The sequence below is a fragment of the Microbacterium sp. M1A1_1b genome, assembly GCF_053345565.1.
Window position 1 is genome coordinate 37774 of the sequence record NZ_JBKFAJ010000002.1, and the last position, 14786, is coordinate 52559.

Consider the following 14786-nt stretch of genomic DNA (forward strand, 5'->3'; position numbering starts at 1 on the left):
CCGTGACGGCGCTCCTCCTTCTGGAGTGGAGCTGTCAATGATCGGCGGTGCCGACGAGCTCACTGCAGACGATGTCCGCGCCTGCCGCCAGCGCCCCGAGCTTGTCGAGCGCCGCACCCCGCGCAAGCGGGGCCATCCCGCAGTTCGGGCTCGGGATGAACTTGTCGGCGTCGACGAACTCAAGCGCACGACGCAGCGATCGCGCCGAGCATGACCTCCTTGCCGCGGATGAGCTCGACGAGCTCGAGCGGGACGTGGGAGTGGACGCACTCGAGCGAGACGATGTTGATCGACGACTGCTCCACGAGTGGAAGGACTGCTCGTACGGGCGCCAAGCCGCTCCGAGCGTCACCTCCGACTCCGAGCCTGTGAGAGGTCACTCTCCGTTGCGCTGCAGTTCCTCCGCATCGCCCGCGATGCACGTCGAGACGGCGTCGAGGCTGTACCCGCGTTCGTCGGCGAGGAAGTCGATGCTCGTCGTCGGGCCGCCTGCACCTCGGAGGCCGAGTGTGGGGTCGGTGCCGCCGCTCTTGTAGCGCTCGGTCGTGAGCCCTTTCCCCTTCCACAGCCGCTCGACGTTTGCTACGTCTTCGGCGGGATCGCCATCGCGCTGTTCTCGCATCTTCGTGGAGAAGTACGCAGCGCCGCGTCCGCCGCTGTCGCGATTGCAGCCCTGGACTGCGGGGCCGCTCACGACCGACCACTTGCCGCCGACAACATCCGCAGTGGCATCGACGATCGCGGTGACGGCCACTCTTGCCTGGTTCGGGGTCTGCCCGTTCTTTGCGGCGGGTCCTGCGTTGCATGCGGTCAGTGCGAGCGATGCAGTGGCGACGATCGCGATCGCCGCCGACGAGCGAACCGCCGAGCGCCAGGGAGTCCGTCGTGTCATCCGTGATCGCCTTCTTGCGTGATGGTGAGGCCGCCGACACTACGGGGTTTGCGGGCCGCGATGTCGCCTGACTGGCAGCAGGAGTGCAGTTCGCTGTCGCCACGTTCATCGGGTGCGGCGAAGTGGCGGGGATGAACATCGAGTGGTGTGTGGAGTGTGTTGTTCTGCGTGCTGCTCTCGGCTAGGGTCGGAGCCGAGACCGGGGTGGGTCGGAGGGGACGACATGGGGAAAATCGAGTTCAACGCGGCTGCAGCAGACGCCGTCATCAGGGCTGCGACGTCGGCGGAGGACGAGCTCCGTGCTCAGTCAGCGCCTCGCCGGTCCGCCGTGGAGGAAGCCGCGGCTGACTTCTCCGGTACCTATGCGGACCGGTTCACTGAGTCTGCGTCGGCCGAGTCAACCGACCGGGGCAAATTGGCGTCGGTCCTGAACGACCTGGCCAGCCAGGTGCGCGATGCCAAGTCCTCTGCCGAGGCGGAGGAGGAACGGCTGAACGCCCTTGATGCGTGGAACGAAGCCGAACGCGACCGTCAGCACGCCGCGGCGACCTCTCTGCTCGCCACGGCCACCCTGCCGCCAGTTGCGATCCGTGCACCGAAACCATCGGAGATCCCGATCCGACCGCCGTCGATCCACGCGGCGTTCGCACCCCGTGAGCGAAGTCGATCCGGAGGCGGTACGGGGAACGGCCGGAGCTCGGCGGACCCGGCACGACTGCGTGATTTCAGTACCGTCAGCCGGGCGAACGATGCTGCTGCAGGAGCGAAGGCCTCGACGCTCACCAACTCGTGGACGGCCTTCACCGCTTCGAGCTCTTGGGTTGTGATCGATGGGTGCACCTTCGTAACCGGGTTCGAGCGGTTCCTCGAGGAGAACCGAGCCGATGCCGCCTGGATCGACCGCATCGCAGACGCGTTCGATCAAGCCGGGGGTGACGGATCGCTGACGAACGCCATGATCGACAGGGCGACCGATGACGAGCTCGTCCGCGGCGTCCAGCGGCTCTTCGCCGACGGCCTGACCCCGGCCGAAGTCGCAGCGATGTGGACGGAGCTGGGTCTCACGAGGGAGGACACTGCGGATCTCGCACTCCTCCCGACCTCGCTGTTGACCGCGCTGGGGAATCTCGAGGGGACGCCGTACTGGGCGCGTGGAGCTGCGAACGTCGCTGTCTTGGACCGCCGGATCGCGTCCGCGAAGCAGTTCCTGGACGACCTCGATCGCCCGGACCGCGTCTACAGTGCTGAGGCGCGCAAGAACGCGGAGGACCTGTCAGCGCTCGAGTCGATCAAGTCTTCTCTCAGCGCCGGTGGCCCGAGCGCTCCTCGCACGCTCGTCGTGCTCAGCGCAGACCATCCGCCCCTGGCTGCAGTGTCCATCGGTGATCTCGACGAAGCGACCAATGTCACGTGGGCGGTGCCAGGGATGGGATCCAGCACGGGGAGCATGACTGATTGGACCGACGCCGCTCAGAACGTCTACAGCGAGCAGGCGAAGGCGGTCCCGGCAGGGCGCGGCACCACGAATGCCGTCGTCGCCTGGATGGGCTACGAAGCACCGCCGGTCCCGCCGGCGAGCAACGCCGTCTTCGGCAGCGACTACGCGAAAGCCGGCGGGGAGAAGCTGGCCGCGTCGATCAAGGGACTCGATGCGACGAGAGCAAGTAGCATGCCGACGGTCAATGTCCTCGGGCACTCCTACGGCACCACGACTGCGTCCTACGCGCTCACGACCGAGGGCGTGCACGTTGATTCATTCACATCCATCGCTTCAGCTGGGATCCCGGACAGCATCCATGGGGCGGACGAGATCCACGCGGATGCGGTGTACGCCGGTCAAGCGGAAGTGGTGAAGCCGATCATCGAACACGGAAGTGGCGACGAGTGGGCGGCCGTCGGGCGGGACTTCAGCTCTGATCACCACCAGGACCCGACTGCACCGGAATTTGGCGCGACGAGCTTCGGCGCCGATGGTGCGCCAGGACTCAAGCCTGTGCGCGACCACGGCGTGCACACCTGGTACGGCGGCGGCTACCTCGACGAGGACACGCAGTCGCTGCAGAACGTCGCCTACGCCACGACGGGCCAGCCCGAACGACTGACGAAATGATGATGACGATGTCGCAGAAGCGAACTGATCTGGAAGGAACTCTCGGATGAAACCACCGCGGCGGAAGGCCGTCAACGTCGTCCGGTCGGCAGGAGCAGTGCTGCTCGCTGTCGCCGTTCTCACCGGTTGCAGCGAAGGGTCTGGGATGAACACGAATGAAGCGAAACAGTCCGTTGTCACGTTCGTCGAGGGATCGACCGACGTGGTGGGGCGTGGTTGGGAAGCCAACGACGGTCCGCGGCTCGGCAAGTGCGGTCTCGGCCTGGGGCAAGGCGGTGTGCAGTATGTCTACGCCATGGTCCGTTCTGCGAGCGCCGACCCGAGGGCGGATGTCGTGGCAGTGGAACGCCACTGGAAGGAGCTCGGGGTCACGACCGAGCGGTACCAGACCGGCGGTGAGGACCCGATCCTCGGGGTCCGCGGCAGGGGCGGCCCGGTGAGTTCCTCCGACTTCCGGGCAGATCCGCGGGGCTACACGATCGACGGCAGCTCGCAGTGCTTCGCGGGTGACTTCGACAAGATGAGCCTCGACGGCCAGGGGTGACGACACTGCCGACGCGACCTGCGTGACGGTGTCGAGCCGTGCCTCCAGGCCGTCGGGCTAGTGCGCTGCCGGCACCGCAACCTCGGCGAGCTCTGCTCGCACGATGTCCGCGCCTGCGGCCAGGGCGCCGAGCTTCTGGAGCGCCGCGCCCCGCGCAAGCGGCGCCATCCCGCAGTTGGAGCTGGGGATGAGCTTGTCGGCGTCGACGAACTCGAGTGCGCGGCGAATCACTTCCGCGACCTCTTCCGGGGTCTCGACGGTCTCGGTCGCGACGTCGATGGCGCCGAGCATGACCTTCTTTCCACGGATCAATTCGACGAGTTCGAGCGGCACATGCGAGTGGATGCACTCCAGCGACACGGTGTCGATCGACGACTGCTGCAGGAGCGGGAAGGACTGCTCGTACTGGCGCCACTCCGCGCCGAGCGTCTCCTTCCACGTGTTGTTCGCCTCGATGCCGTAGCCGTAACAGATGTGCACGACGGTCTCGGCGCGCAGTCCCTCGGCGGCCCGTTCGAGTGCGGCGACGCCCCAGTCCTGCACCTCGTCGTGGAAGACCGTGAAGGCGGGCTCGTCGAACTGGATGATGTCCACGCCGGCGGCTTCGAGCTCGCGGGCCTCTTGGTTGAGGATCGTGGCGAACTCCCATGCCAGCTTCTCGCGGCTCTTGTAGTGCTGGTCGGAGAGGGTGTCGATCATGGTCATCGGGCCGGGGAGCGCCCACTTGATCGGGCGGTCGGTCTGTGCCCGCAGGAACTTCGCGTCCTCGACGAACACCGGCTGGCGGCGGCTGACGGCACCGACGACGGTCGGGACCGCCGCGTCGTACCGGTCACGGATCCGGACGGTCTCCTTGCGCTCGAGGTCGACGCCGTCCAGGTGCTCGATGAACGTCGTGACGAAGTGCTGGCGGGTCTGCTCGCCGTCGCTGATGATGTCGAGGCCGTGGTGCTCCTGCTCGTGGACGGCGGCCCGGAGCGCGTCCTGCTTGCCCTCGGCCAGCGCCGCCCCTTCCAGTTGCCAGGGGGACCAGAGCTTCTCGGGCTCGGCGAGCCAGGACGGCTTCGGCAGGCTGCCGACGATGGCGGTGGGCAGAAGGGTGCTCATGCTCGTGGAGTTCCTAACAGGTCAGTGGGTCAGGGCAGCGGGGTTGGTGGCCCACTGCTCGAGGAGTGCTCGGTGCGGCTTCACGAGGTGCTCCTCGGTGTAGCGACCCTGGGTGACGGCAAGGCGGCTGCGTTCCTCCCGGTCGTACGTGACCGAGGGTGTCGAGAAGTCCGTGTGCGACAGGCTCGGGCGGTAGACGCTCGGCGCGGCCGTGTCGGCGTTGTAGATCTCCGGTCGGTAGATCTTCTGGAACGTCTCCATGGTGCTGATCGTGCCGATGAGCTGCAGGTCGGAGTAGTCGTTGACCAGGTCGCCGCGCGTGTAGAACGCCAGCGGCGCCTTGGCCCCGGGCGGCATGAAGTAGCGGACCTGCATCCCCATCCGACCGAAGTAGTCGTCGGTGAGCGAGGAGTGCTCGTGCGCGTACTCGGCGCCCAGGACCGGGTGGACGTACTCCGTCTGCCGGTAGGTCTGACTGGTGGAGACGCTGATGCAGACCACGGGCTCGGCATCGAACTGCGACCGGAAGGCGTCGGACTCCAGGAATCGCTGGAAGAGCGCCCCGTGGAGCTCGCCGAAGTCGGACGGGATGCTGGGTGCGTCGGCGCCGTCCTTCAGCGACGGCAGCAGGACGGCGAAGTCGTAGTCACGCAGGTACGACGAGAAGTTGTTGCCGAGGATCCCCTGGTGGCGCTCGCCGGTGTGCTGATCGAGAATCGCGACGTCGAGCATCTCGAGCAGGGGGAACTGCTCGTCCACACCGTGCTCGACGAAGTGGGCCGCGACGGAGACGATGTCGAGTTCGACACGGAACCGGTCGTCGTCGGAGTCGCCCGCCGCCAGGTCGTTGCAGCGGCGGTCGATCATCGTGAGAGCGCTGCGCAGGTTCTGCTGACGGTGCTCGCCGCGCGCCAGGTTGGCGAAGTTCGTGGTCAGCCGCGAGCTGTCGGCGGGGGCGTAGTCCTCGTCGAACCGCGTCCGCGTGATGCTGAAGGTCAGGTCATTCGCCATCCCCCGATCATGACGGGAGGCGCGGGTCATCGGGTAACTCCCTGTCACTATGCCCTGGTATAGCCTGCGCCTATGGCCCGTGTCTCGAACGACATCACCCTGCAGCAGCTGCGGTACTTCATCGAGGTCGCGACCGAGGGATCGATCAGCGCTGCGGCCGATCTGCTGTACGTCGCGCAGCCGACGCTGTCGGCAGCGATGAAGGACCTGGAGGCCCGGATCGGCCGGGCGCTCTTCGTGCGTTCGGCGCGTGGTGTCGTCCTCACCGTCGAGGGCGTCGAGTTCCTCGGGTACGCCCGGCAGGTCGTCGAGCAGGTCTCGCTGCTCGAGCAGCGGTACGTCGGCGGCCGGCCGTCGCGCCGGCTGCTCGGAGTGTCAGCGCAGCACTACTCGTTCGCGGTGGAGGCCTTCGTCCGGATGGTCGAGGCGGCCGCTGCGGACGAGTACGAGTTCTCGCTCCGTGAGACCCGCACCTGGGACATCATCGAGGACGTCCGCACCCTGCGCAGCGAGGTCGGCATCCTGTACCGCAACGACTTCAACCGGCAGGTGCTCGGGAAGCTGCTGCGGGACGCGGGGGTGGTGTTCACGCCGCTGTTCGTCGCCCAGCCGCACATCTTCGTGGCGCGGCGGAACCCGCTGGCCTCGCGGGAGCGGGCGACCCTCGCCGACCTGGCGGACCTGCCTCGGCTGACCTTCGACCAGGGTGCGAACAACTCGTTCTACCTGGCCGAGGAGATCCTGTCGACGATGTCCAGCAAGCGGGAGATCCGGGTGTCGGACCGGGCGACGATCTTCAACCTGATGATCGGTCTGGGCGGGTACACGATCTCGACGGGGCTGATCAGCGACGACCTGGACCCGGAGATCGTCGCCATCCCGTTGGACGTCGACGAACGCATCGAGATCGGGTGGATCGCGCACGCCTCCGTGCCGCTCACCGTGCAGGCGCAGACGTACCTGGACGAGTTGCGCGCCGTCGTCATCAGCTACGGGGTCGAGCCGCTCGGGTAGACCGAACCTGGCACGTGGAACGTGTTGTGTGAAATGATGATGCGACGGGTGTGCACTCGTGCATGTGGAGAGGGGGCGCGATGGTCGTCATCGTGATGATCGCGGCGATCCTGACGGTCATCTTCGTCGTCCTGCCTGCCCGCGGCGTGATCGGGCGGAATCCGTTCGTCGGCGTCCGAACCCGAGCGACCATGCAGGACGACGCAGCCTGGCGCCGAGGACACCAGGCTGCGATCCTGCCGACAGGCGTCGCCACGGGCGCGGTGATCGTGCTCGGTGGCGGCTCGATCGCCGTGGGGCGGGAGAACGACTCGGTCGCGGTGATCCTGTGTGCGGCGGTGTTGGTCGCCGGGGCGCTGTGGAGCGTCGTCGCGGCGCATCGGGCAGTCGGATAGGTCCGATGCGGGATCCGCGGAAGACCTCTGGCGACTGGCGCGCCAGCCTCCGGACGGACGACGGCTGGGCGACCGTGCGGGAACCCCGCGGGCCGTACGCATCGGCATCCCTGCTGGAGTGGGGGAGCATCACGAAGGGGCTCGTCGGCACGACCGCGTGGTCGACGCTCGACGTCGAGCGGCCCGTCGCGCACTACCTGTCCGGTGTGCCCGACGACAGGGTGACGATCGCCGACCTCGTCCACCACACGTCAGGACTCCCACGGCTTCCGGACGGGATGGCCGGCAACCCGTTCCGCGATCCCTACCGGAGAACGGTCGGCCGTCCGCTCGACCTGTCGGCAGCGGTGCCGGTGACACCCCGCGGACAGTTCGTGTACTCGAACCTCGGGTACGCCCTGCTCGGTGCGGTCCTCGACGTCGTCCACGGCGACTGGTTCTCCGCGGTGACAGAGCACGTGCTCCAGCCGGCGGGCATCACCACCGCGACCATCGCGCCTGACCCGGTGGAGCGAGTGATCCCGACGCTGTTCTTCGGGCGCGCGATCACGCCGTGGGCGCTCGGAGCGTCCCCCTACGCGGCGGCTGGGGGGATCTGGTCCACCTTCGACGACCTGTGCCGGTACGCCGACTGGGCGCTCGCCCCCGATGCGGAACCGGCCCGGACGGTGAGTTGGCAGCGGCACGGGAAGTCGACGTGGATCAACGGGGAGGTCCGCGCTGCGGGCGCCGTCATCGCGAGTGCCGGAGGGGTCACCGCAGTCGTCCATGCACTCGCGAAGGCGCCGCACGCGGCGGACCGGATCGCCACGGCCCTGATCGGGCAAGCGGTTCGCAGGCAGGACGGCGCTCGCGGGGTAGCGTGACGCCATGGCGAACGACGACGGTCCGCACCGTGGGGGCTCCCCGCTCGTCCCCGTCGTCACGTTCGTCCTCGGTGCGCTGGTCGTCGTCGCAGCCGGCCTCGGAGCGCGCCCCGTCATGACCGGCGCACGGTGGTCACCGACGGTCGCCCGGGCCAGTGTCCCGCCGCAGCAGCAGACCGCTCAGCCGCAGTCCACCGGCGAACCGCAGCCGCTCGGCGCACGCGCTGCCCAGCACGTCGACACCACGTGGGTCCTCGTCGTCGCGACGGTGATCGTCGGCATGCTCGTGGTCCTGGTGCTGTGGTACCTGCTGCGCAACCGACGCCGCCGTGTCCGCCCGGACCAGATCGACGTGGGCGCGCTCGCCGTGGACGTCGCCGTCGACCCCTCGGCGGCGGTCGGGCTGGCGCACATCCGGCGGGGGATCGGTCGAGCGCTCGACGAGCTGTCGGAGCCGCGGGACCCCTCCGACGCCGTCACCGCCGCGTGGCTCGGGCTGCAGGAGTCCGCCGAGGACGCCGGCTTCCACCGCGGGGCCGCCGAGACCCCGACGGAGTTCACCACGCGGATCCTCCGGCAGCTCGACGTCGACGAGACCGCGCTCGCCACCCTGCGTCGCTGCTACCTCGCCGTGCGGTTCGGGGGCGTTCCCGCAACCGCGGCCGACGTCCAGGCGGCGCGTGATGCGCTGCAGACGCTGGACCGGCAGTGGGCCAGCGCTCCGGCGGACCGATCGTGACCCGCCGGTCCACCGTCGGTGTCGTCCTGCTCGCCGTGGTCGCGGCCGGGATCACCTGGTTCTTCGGCGTCGGCGTCGTGCAGTCGCTCGCCGTCGGTGGCATCGTCGCCGCGGTGGGCCTGACGTGGACCGCGGTCCGCGACGGCGTCCCGCTGACCTGGCCCGAGCCTCCAGTCCGGACCGCGCCCGGCGCCCGCCGCGAGCTGTCCCAGACCGCGTGGACCCTCCGGTCCCACGGCGGCGTGCCGGAGCGGGCGCTCGCCCGCGCTCGCGCGGTCGCGCGGCACCGCCTGCGGACGCACCACCGACTCGATCTGGACGACCCGGCCGACCGCGCTGCGATCGAAGCGGTCATCCCGCCCACGGTCGTCATCGTCCTGCTGAGCGACCGGCGACCCGAAGTGGACCTCGCCGCGTTCGGTGCCGTCCTCACCGCGATCGAGGCGATCGAACCCACCACCCAGCGCACAGCGATCGAGCGCACAGTGACCGAGAGGCAGCCATGACCGTGACCCCGCCCGGAACGGCACCCGACATGCCCATCGCCGACGTCGCCGCACGCGCGCGGGACGTGCTCGACACGGTCGGCTCGGTCGTCGTCGGGATGCGCGAACCGCTCGAGCTGGCGTTCGCGAGCGTCCTGGCCGGCGGGCACGTGCTCTTCGAGGACGTCCCCGGGCTCGGCAAGACCCTGGCGGCGCGCAGCCTGGCTGCCGCGTGCGGACTCGACTTCCGTCGGCTGCAGTGCACGCCGGACCTGCTGCCGGCCGACATCACCGGGTCGTTCGTCTACGCGCCCACGACTGCCGAGTTCGTCTTCCGGCCCGGTCCCGTCTTCGCGGGGATGTTCCTGGCCGACGAGATCAACCGGACGTCGCCGAAGACGCAGTCGGCGCTGCTCGAGGCGATGGCGGAGGGGCAGGTGACGGTCGAGGGTGAGGGGTTCCCGCTCCCGCGGCCGTTCCACGTCCTGGCGACGTCGAACCCGATCGAGTACGAGGGCACGTACGCACTGCCAGAGGCCCAACTCGACCGCTTCATGGTGCGGCTGTCCGTCGGGTACCCCAGCCGCGAGGGCGAACAGCAGGTGCTGCTCAACCGGGTCCGCCGGCGGCACGAGGTGGCGGACGTCCCCGCCGTGATCGACGCGTCCGAGTTGCTGCGCATGCAGGCGAGCGTCGAGGGCGTGCACGTCGACGACGACATCGCGCTGTACTGCGTCGACCTGGCCGGCGCGACCCGGACCCATCGCGACGTGCAAGTCGGGGCATCGCCGCGCGGCGCGCAGGCACTGATGCTGGTCGGACGCGCTCGGGCGGTCATGGACGGGCGGGACTTCGTGACGCCGGAGGACGTCAAGACCGCCGCGGTCGCGGTGCTCACGCATCGGATCTCGCTGACGCCGCAGGCATGGGCGAACGGGGTGGACCCGGCGCAGGTCATCCGCAGCATCGTCGCGCAGGTGCCGGGACCGCCGGTGGTCGGGGTGGGTGGGTCCGGTGCCGGTGCCGGTGCCGGTGCTGGTGGGTCCGGCGCGTCCGGCGCGTCCGGTGCGTCCGGTGCGTCCGGCGCATCCGGCCTGGAGGCGCGGTGAGCGTTCCCGACGAAGCCGCCGCCCGCCCGTCGGCCGGCTCCGACATCACGCCGGCGTGGGCGCGCAACCCGGCACTCGTGTCCGCGCTCGCCGCCGGGGTGTTCCTCGCCGGGCTCGGACTGGTCCTGGGGCGAGCCGAGCTCGCGGTCGTGGCGTTGCCGATCCTGGTGACAGCGGCGTTCGGTGCGCGGGTGCGCCTGGGCGGCGCTGCCATCAGGGTGGCGACGACGCTCGCCCCGTCCGCCTCCGGCCGCGGTGTCGCCTACCGCACGGCGGCGTTGCTGCCGCCGTCTGCCGAGGCAGTCGCACTCGAGTTCCGGGTCGTGGGCGGCCGCCGGCACGTCGTGGTGGTCGGCCCCGGCAGGGCGGAGGACCTGGCCGGGACCGTTCCGATCGCGCACTCCGGGCCGCAGGAGATCCTGCGGACACACGTCTCGCTGCTCGGACGGGGTGGCCTCGCGGTCACGGTGCCGGCGCCGGGCCCCGTCCACGCAGCCGTCATCCCACCGCCGCACCTGCGCATGCAGCACCTGCCGATGCCGCGTCGGGTGACGGGCATCACGGGAGCGCACGACTCCACTCGCCCGGGCGACGGGGGAGAGTTCCGCGACGTCGCACTGTTCGCACCGGGAGACCGGCTGCGGCGCGTCGACTGGCGGCGGACTGCACGTCGGGCCTCGCAGCCTGGCGACCTGTACGTCCGGCGCACCTTCGCGACGGCGGACGCGCTCGTCGTCCTCGTCGTCGACGGCCGCGATGACCTCGGTTCCGACGTGACGGAGTGGGGCGGCGCACGGCACGCGGCGCACGAAGCCACGTCGCTCGACCTTGCGCGCGAGTCTGCCGTCTCGCTGGCGACCGCCTACATCAGCGCGGGGGACCGGGTCGGCTTCCGCGACCTGGCCGGGACCGCACGCTCGGTCGAACCCGGCGGCGGGACCCGGCACCTCGAGCGACTCCGTTCGACGATCGCGTCCGTGACCCCGGGCGGTGAGGCGGTGTCGACCGCGCGCATGCCCCTCGTGCCGGCAGCGTCGCTGGTGGTCGTCCTGTCGACCTTCCTCGACGATCAGGCCGCGTCGATGGCGATGACGTGGGCCGCCACCGGACACCGCGTCGTCGCGGTCGACGTGCTCCCCACGCCGGACACGAGCGACGCGGACAAGTGGGAGCGGGCAGCCTTCCGGCTCGTCGCCCTCGAGCGTGACGACCGACTCGCGGAGATGGCCGCGAGCGGCGTCGAGCTGATCCGCTGGCAGACGCGTGACGGCGGTTCCCCAGCGGTGCAGCTCCGGCTGCTGAGCCGTCCGCGGAGGGCCGGATGAGGGTCGGATCGCGGGCGGAGCGCGCCGGAGCCCCGTCCATCGGTCCGGCTGTCCCGGCGTGGACGATCGGTGCGCTCGGCCTGGTCGCCGGGGTCGTCGGGTCAGTCGTCGTCATCGGCGCGAGTGGCTGGCTCGTCGTGGCGGTGGTCCTCGCGGTGGCCGCAGCGCTCCTGCCCCGCGGCCCGTTCGCCGCGCTGCTCGTCGTGCAGCTCGCGCTCGCGGGCCTGGACGGGATGAGCCTGGTGGTCCTCGTCCTGACGACGCACCTCGTGCTGGCGACGGGTCTGCTCTGGGCGTGGATGCCGCGGACCGCGCGGGTGCAGCTGCGAGCGCTCCTGCCCTCGGCACTGCGGTTCATCGCGGTGCAGATCGGTGCGCAGGCGGTGGCGTTCGTGGTGGTCGGGCGGTTCGGGGATGCCGGCCCGGTCGGCGGCATCTGGCTGGCGGTCGCCGGTGCGGTCGCGCTCCTCGCGCTGGCGGTCGGCCTGTTCGTGCCGACGTTGCTCGGCACTCGGGAGGACGCCGAGCGCTGACCGTGCAGAGCGAGGACCCGGCCAGAGCCACGGTCGCGAGGGCCGGTCGCACCCCCGGCACACCCCCGGCACACCCCCGTCACATCTCCATCACGGTTCCGCTCCGGAGATCGGGAGGAGGCGACGATGCCGGGCCGGTGTGCCGCACCGAGCGATCGGCGAGCGCGGGAATTGCCGAATCGGACGCTTCGCCGCCGTAGATGCCCGACACCAGACCGTCTCGCGAGTACCGACCGCCGGCGAGCGCCACCGCCGCGACCAGTTCCAGCGGCTTCGTCGAACGCACGGGCTGCGCGTTCACGGTGGGACGACCCAACAGGCGGACATCGGGGATCTCGGAAGGACGCGGCGCGGCACTGAGATCGAGGTCGAGCAGGTCATCACTCACGCTGCAGCCCGCCGTCCACATCGGGCGATCGCGAACCATGCCAGGACCAGAGCCACCAGCATGACCGGGACGGTCACCACCGTTTGTGCTGGCGAGCCGAAGGCGCCCCAGGACCACGGGTCGACGATCCAGAAGACCGTGCCGAGCCCACTGCCGCCGATGAGCAGCGAGCCGAACGTACCGACGATCCCCACGGCGAGGGCCACCACGCGGCCGACGGACATCTCCAACACGAATTGCCAGGCTGACACTGCCAGTACCGTCAGACAGCCGAGGCCGACGATGAGCAGCACCCGAGGCGGCCGCGCTCCGGCGAGCAGGCTGAGCACGACGAGCGGCACGACGACGGAGACGGCGGCGAGCACCGCGTTCATGAGCGCGAGGGCACCCGCGATCCGTTCGATCGGCACCGTCCGGCTCGCGATCGCTCGCCAGGCCGGTCGCTGCCGACCCCACAGCGCCATCGGCGCGACGAACGCGACGACGGGCGCAACGAGTACGGGGACGATGACGAGGACACGGTCCGGTGACTGCCAGCGTGTCATGAGGAGACAAAGCGCGAGCGATGCTGCCGGAAGGATCCACATGGGTGTGCGCCGCAGCGATGCGGCCACCGCACCGGCAGCACTGGGTCGTACCGCTCGGCGGCCGACTGCGCGCTCGACCAGTTCGGCTCCGTGTTCCCGGTCGTCGACAGTCCGCAGTGGTGCGGGAGCTCCTGGTCCGACGCGGTCCACTCGCCGGCGGTGACCAGCACCCCGCGAGACCCCGGACGGACGGGACTGCGGCGGGCGTGCGACCACGATCGCCACGGCCAACACGATGCAGGCGAGCGCGAGGGGGAATGGCTGGATCAGCTGCAGAGCGGAGGACCTCGGGAGTCGGACGCCGTTCGCGTGTGTTCCGAGGAGGGGAATGGTCGCGCGGACCGCCCAGGCCGGTGGGACGAACGACGCCACACGGCTCTCGGCGGCGAGGGCCCCGATGACACACCACACGGCGCCAACGCCGAGGGCTGCGAGGACGCCGAGACGTCGGGCCACGCGGAGCCCGACCGCGGCCACGCAGAGCGACCCAGACCAGAGCACGACCACGACCCCGAGGACCCGGAGCGCCGGCAACACTCCGTCGGCGTGGGTCGCCCCGACGCCGAGGACTCCCATCACGGCGAGGAGGTCCATTGCGAGGAGGAACACGGCGGCGACCGCGAGTTTCGCAACGTCCGCTCGGAGGGCGTCGACCGGCCGCCACCACGTCCCACCGCCACGACACGCGCGGTCGCCTGTGACCGAGACGCCGACGACGAGCGCGGCGAGCATCGGTCCGACGAACACCGCCCACGGGTTGAGCCACGCGAGCACGGCCCCCCATCCGGAACCGGTGTGGACGCCGCTCGAGAGGACGCCGAGGCCCGCGCCGACGACCACTCCGCCCAACGGCAGCCATGCCGCCACGTCGCGCCGCCACCGCAGCGCCTCGGCGCGGACCACTCGCGGCAGCGACACCACACCAGCCGAGGCGGTCACCGCACACCGCCCGCGGTGAGCGCGAAGTACGCCCGCTCGAGGTCGCCGTCCGGCGCCAGGTCTGCCAGTGCCCCCTGGTACACGAGCCGACCCGCAGCCATGACACCGATGTCGTCGGCGACCGCTGCCACCTCGGCCAGCACGTGGCTGGAGAGCAGCACCGTGCGACCGGAGTCCGCGATGCACCGCAGGAGTCGGCGCGTCGCGGCGATCCCCTCGGGGTCGAGCCCGTTCTGTGGCTCGTCGACGATCACGAGCTCCGGCTCGCCGAGGAGCGCCACCGCCAGAGCGAGCCGACTCTTCATCCCGAGCGAGAAGTGCCGGACGGCCTTCCGTCCGGTGTGTGCGAGTCCGACGATGTCCAGCGCCGTGTCGATCCCGCCCCGGTCGAGCCCGAGCAGCTCCGCGTGTACCCCGAGGTTCTGCGCGGCGGAGAGGTGCTCGTAGAGGCCTGGTCCGTCGACACTCGCACCGACTCGGCTGAGTGCCGCCCGGTTCCAGGGTTCGCCGAACAGGTGGACGCCGCCCGACGTCGGTTTGAGCAGACCGAGCAGCATCTTCAGCGTCGTGCTCTTGCCCGCCCCGTTCGGCCCGAGCAGACCGTAGACGCTGCCGGGTCGAACGATCAGATCTACGCCGTCGACCACCACTGTCCGGCCGAATCGCTTCGTCAGACCGCCGGTCTCCGCGACCGGTTCACCCACCGTCGTCCCCGTGCCACGTCCCCGCCCTGTCGTTGCCG

The 14786-nt window shown here is 70.2% G+C and carries 16 protein-coding genes and 1 pseudogene; 10 read left to right on the plus strand and 7 right to left on the minus strand.

The window, feature by feature from the left end:
* Nucleotides 1–34: 34 nt before the first annotated feature.
* Both ACLBWP_RS04760 and ACLBWP_RS04765 read right to left on the minus strand, forming a co-directional pair.
* A pseudogene (locus tag ACLBWP_RS04760) lies at nt 35–355 on the minus strand (methionine synthase); the annotation flags it as partial.
* Nucleotides 356–376: 21 nt separating this feature from the next.
* Nucleotides 377–892, minus strand: a complete 516-nt coding sequence (locus ACLBWP_RS04765; protein WP_447654282.1) for a hypothetical protein — start codon at nt 890–892, stop codon at nt 377–379.
* A gap of 223 nt (nt 893–1115) precedes the next feature.
* On the opposite strand from ACLBWP_RS04765, the gene ACLBWP_RS04770 reads away from it, so the two are divergent.
* Nucleotides 1116–3002: an alpha/beta hydrolase gene (locus ACLBWP_RS04770; protein ID WP_447654283.1), complete on the plus strand. Its 1887-nt coding sequence runs from the start codon at nt 1116–1118 to the stop codon at nt 3000–3002.
* Between the two features lie 145 nt (nt 3003–3147).
* On the plus strand, nt 3148–3546 hold the full coding sequence (locus tag ACLBWP_RS04775) for a hypothetical protein (protein ID WP_447654284.1): 399 nt from the start codon (nt 3148–3150) through the stop codon (nt 3544–3546).
* A 57-nt stretch (nt 3547–3603) separates the two neighbouring features.
* Here ACLBWP_RS04775 and ACLBWP_RS04780 read toward each other — a convergent pair whose 3' ends face one another.
* Together ACLBWP_RS04780 and ACLBWP_RS04785 are read right to left on the minus strand one after the other, a co-directional pair.
* Entirely contained in the window at nt 3604–4653 is a 1050-nt protein-coding gene (locus ACLBWP_RS04780) for a methionine synthase (protein WP_447654285.1), read from the minus strand.
* A gap of 21 nt (nt 4654–4674) precedes the next feature.
* A complete protein-coding gene (locus tag ACLBWP_RS04785) occupies nt 4675–5664 on the minus strand; it encodes a putative oxygenase MesX (protein WP_447654286.1) in 990 nt (329 codons plus the stop codon).
* 72 nt (nt 5665–5736) lie between these two features.
* Between ACLBWP_RS04785 and ACLBWP_RS04790 the strand changes: the two genes are divergently transcribed.
* From ACLBWP_RS04790 to ACLBWP_RS04825, 8 genes are all read left to right on the plus strand, one after another.
* A complete protein-coding gene (locus ACLBWP_RS04790; RefSeq protein WP_447654287.1) occupies nt 5737–6678 on the plus strand; it encodes a LysR family transcriptional regulator in 942 nt (313 codons plus the stop codon).
* Between the two features lie 80 nt (nt 6679–6758).
* On the plus strand, nt 6759–7073 hold the full coding sequence (locus ACLBWP_RS04795) for an SdpI family protein (protein ID WP_243561095.1): 315 nt from the start codon (nt 6759–6761) through the stop codon (nt 7071–7073).
* A 5-nt stretch (nt 7074–7078) separates the two neighbouring features.
* Entirely contained in the window at nt 7079–7939 is an 861-nt protein-coding gene (locus ACLBWP_RS04800) for a serine hydrolase domain-containing protein (protein ID WP_243561094.1), read from the plus strand.
* A 4-nt stretch (nt 7940–7943) separates the two neighbouring features.
* Nucleotides 7944–8678, plus strand: a complete 735-nt coding sequence (locus tag ACLBWP_RS04805; protein ID WP_447654288.1) for a DUF4129 domain-containing protein — start codon at nt 7944–7946, stop codon at nt 8676–8678.
* Entirely contained in the window at nt 8675–9184 is a 510-nt protein-coding gene (locus tag ACLBWP_RS04810; protein WP_447654290.1) for a hypothetical protein, read from the plus strand. Before ACLBWP_RS04805 ends, ACLBWP_RS04810 begins: the two co-directional genes overlap by 4 nt.
* Nucleotides 9181–10272: an AAA family ATPase gene (locus tag ACLBWP_RS04815; protein WP_447654292.1), complete on the plus strand. Its 1092-nt coding sequence runs from the start codon at nt 9181–9183 to the stop codon at nt 10270–10272. The genes ACLBWP_RS04810 and ACLBWP_RS04815 overlap by 4 nt, the downstream gene beginning before the upstream one ends.
* Nucleotides 10269–11597: a DUF58 domain-containing protein gene (locus ACLBWP_RS04820; RefSeq protein ID WP_447654293.1), complete on the plus strand. Its 1329-nt coding sequence runs from the start codon at nt 10269–10271 to the stop codon at nt 11595–11597. Before ACLBWP_RS04815 ends, ACLBWP_RS04820 begins: the two co-directional genes overlap by 4 nt.
* Complete coding sequence (locus ACLBWP_RS04825; RefSeq protein WP_447654294.1) at nt 11594–12130, plus strand: hypothetical protein; 537 nt, start codon at nt 11594–11596, stop codon at nt 12128–12130. The genes ACLBWP_RS04820 and ACLBWP_RS04825 overlap by 4 nt, the downstream gene beginning before the upstream one ends.
* A gap of 79 nt (nt 12131–12209) precedes the next feature.
* On the opposite strand, the gene ACLBWP_RS04830 is transcribed toward ACLBWP_RS04825, so the two are convergent.
* The 3 genes from ACLBWP_RS04830 to ACLBWP_RS04840 all read right to left on the minus strand — a co-directional run bounded on the left by ACLBWP_RS04830 (nt 12210) and on the right by ACLBWP_RS04840 (nt 14748).
* On the minus strand, nt 12210–12518 hold the full coding sequence (locus ACLBWP_RS04830) for a hypothetical protein (protein WP_447654295.1): 309 nt from the start codon (nt 12516–12518) through the stop codon (nt 12210–12212).
* On the minus strand, nt 12515–13063 hold the full coding sequence (locus ACLBWP_RS04835; RefSeq protein WP_447654296.1) for a hypothetical protein: 549 nt from the start codon (nt 13061–13063) through the stop codon (nt 12515–12517). Before ACLBWP_RS04835 ends, ACLBWP_RS04830 begins: the two co-directional genes overlap by 4 nt.
* Before the next feature lie 977 nt (nt 13064–14040).
* Entirely contained in the window at nt 14041–14748 is a 708-nt protein-coding gene (locus tag ACLBWP_RS04840; RefSeq protein ID WP_447654297.1) for an ABC transporter ATP-binding protein, read from the minus strand.
* Nucleotides 14749–14786: the final 38 nt, after the last annotated feature.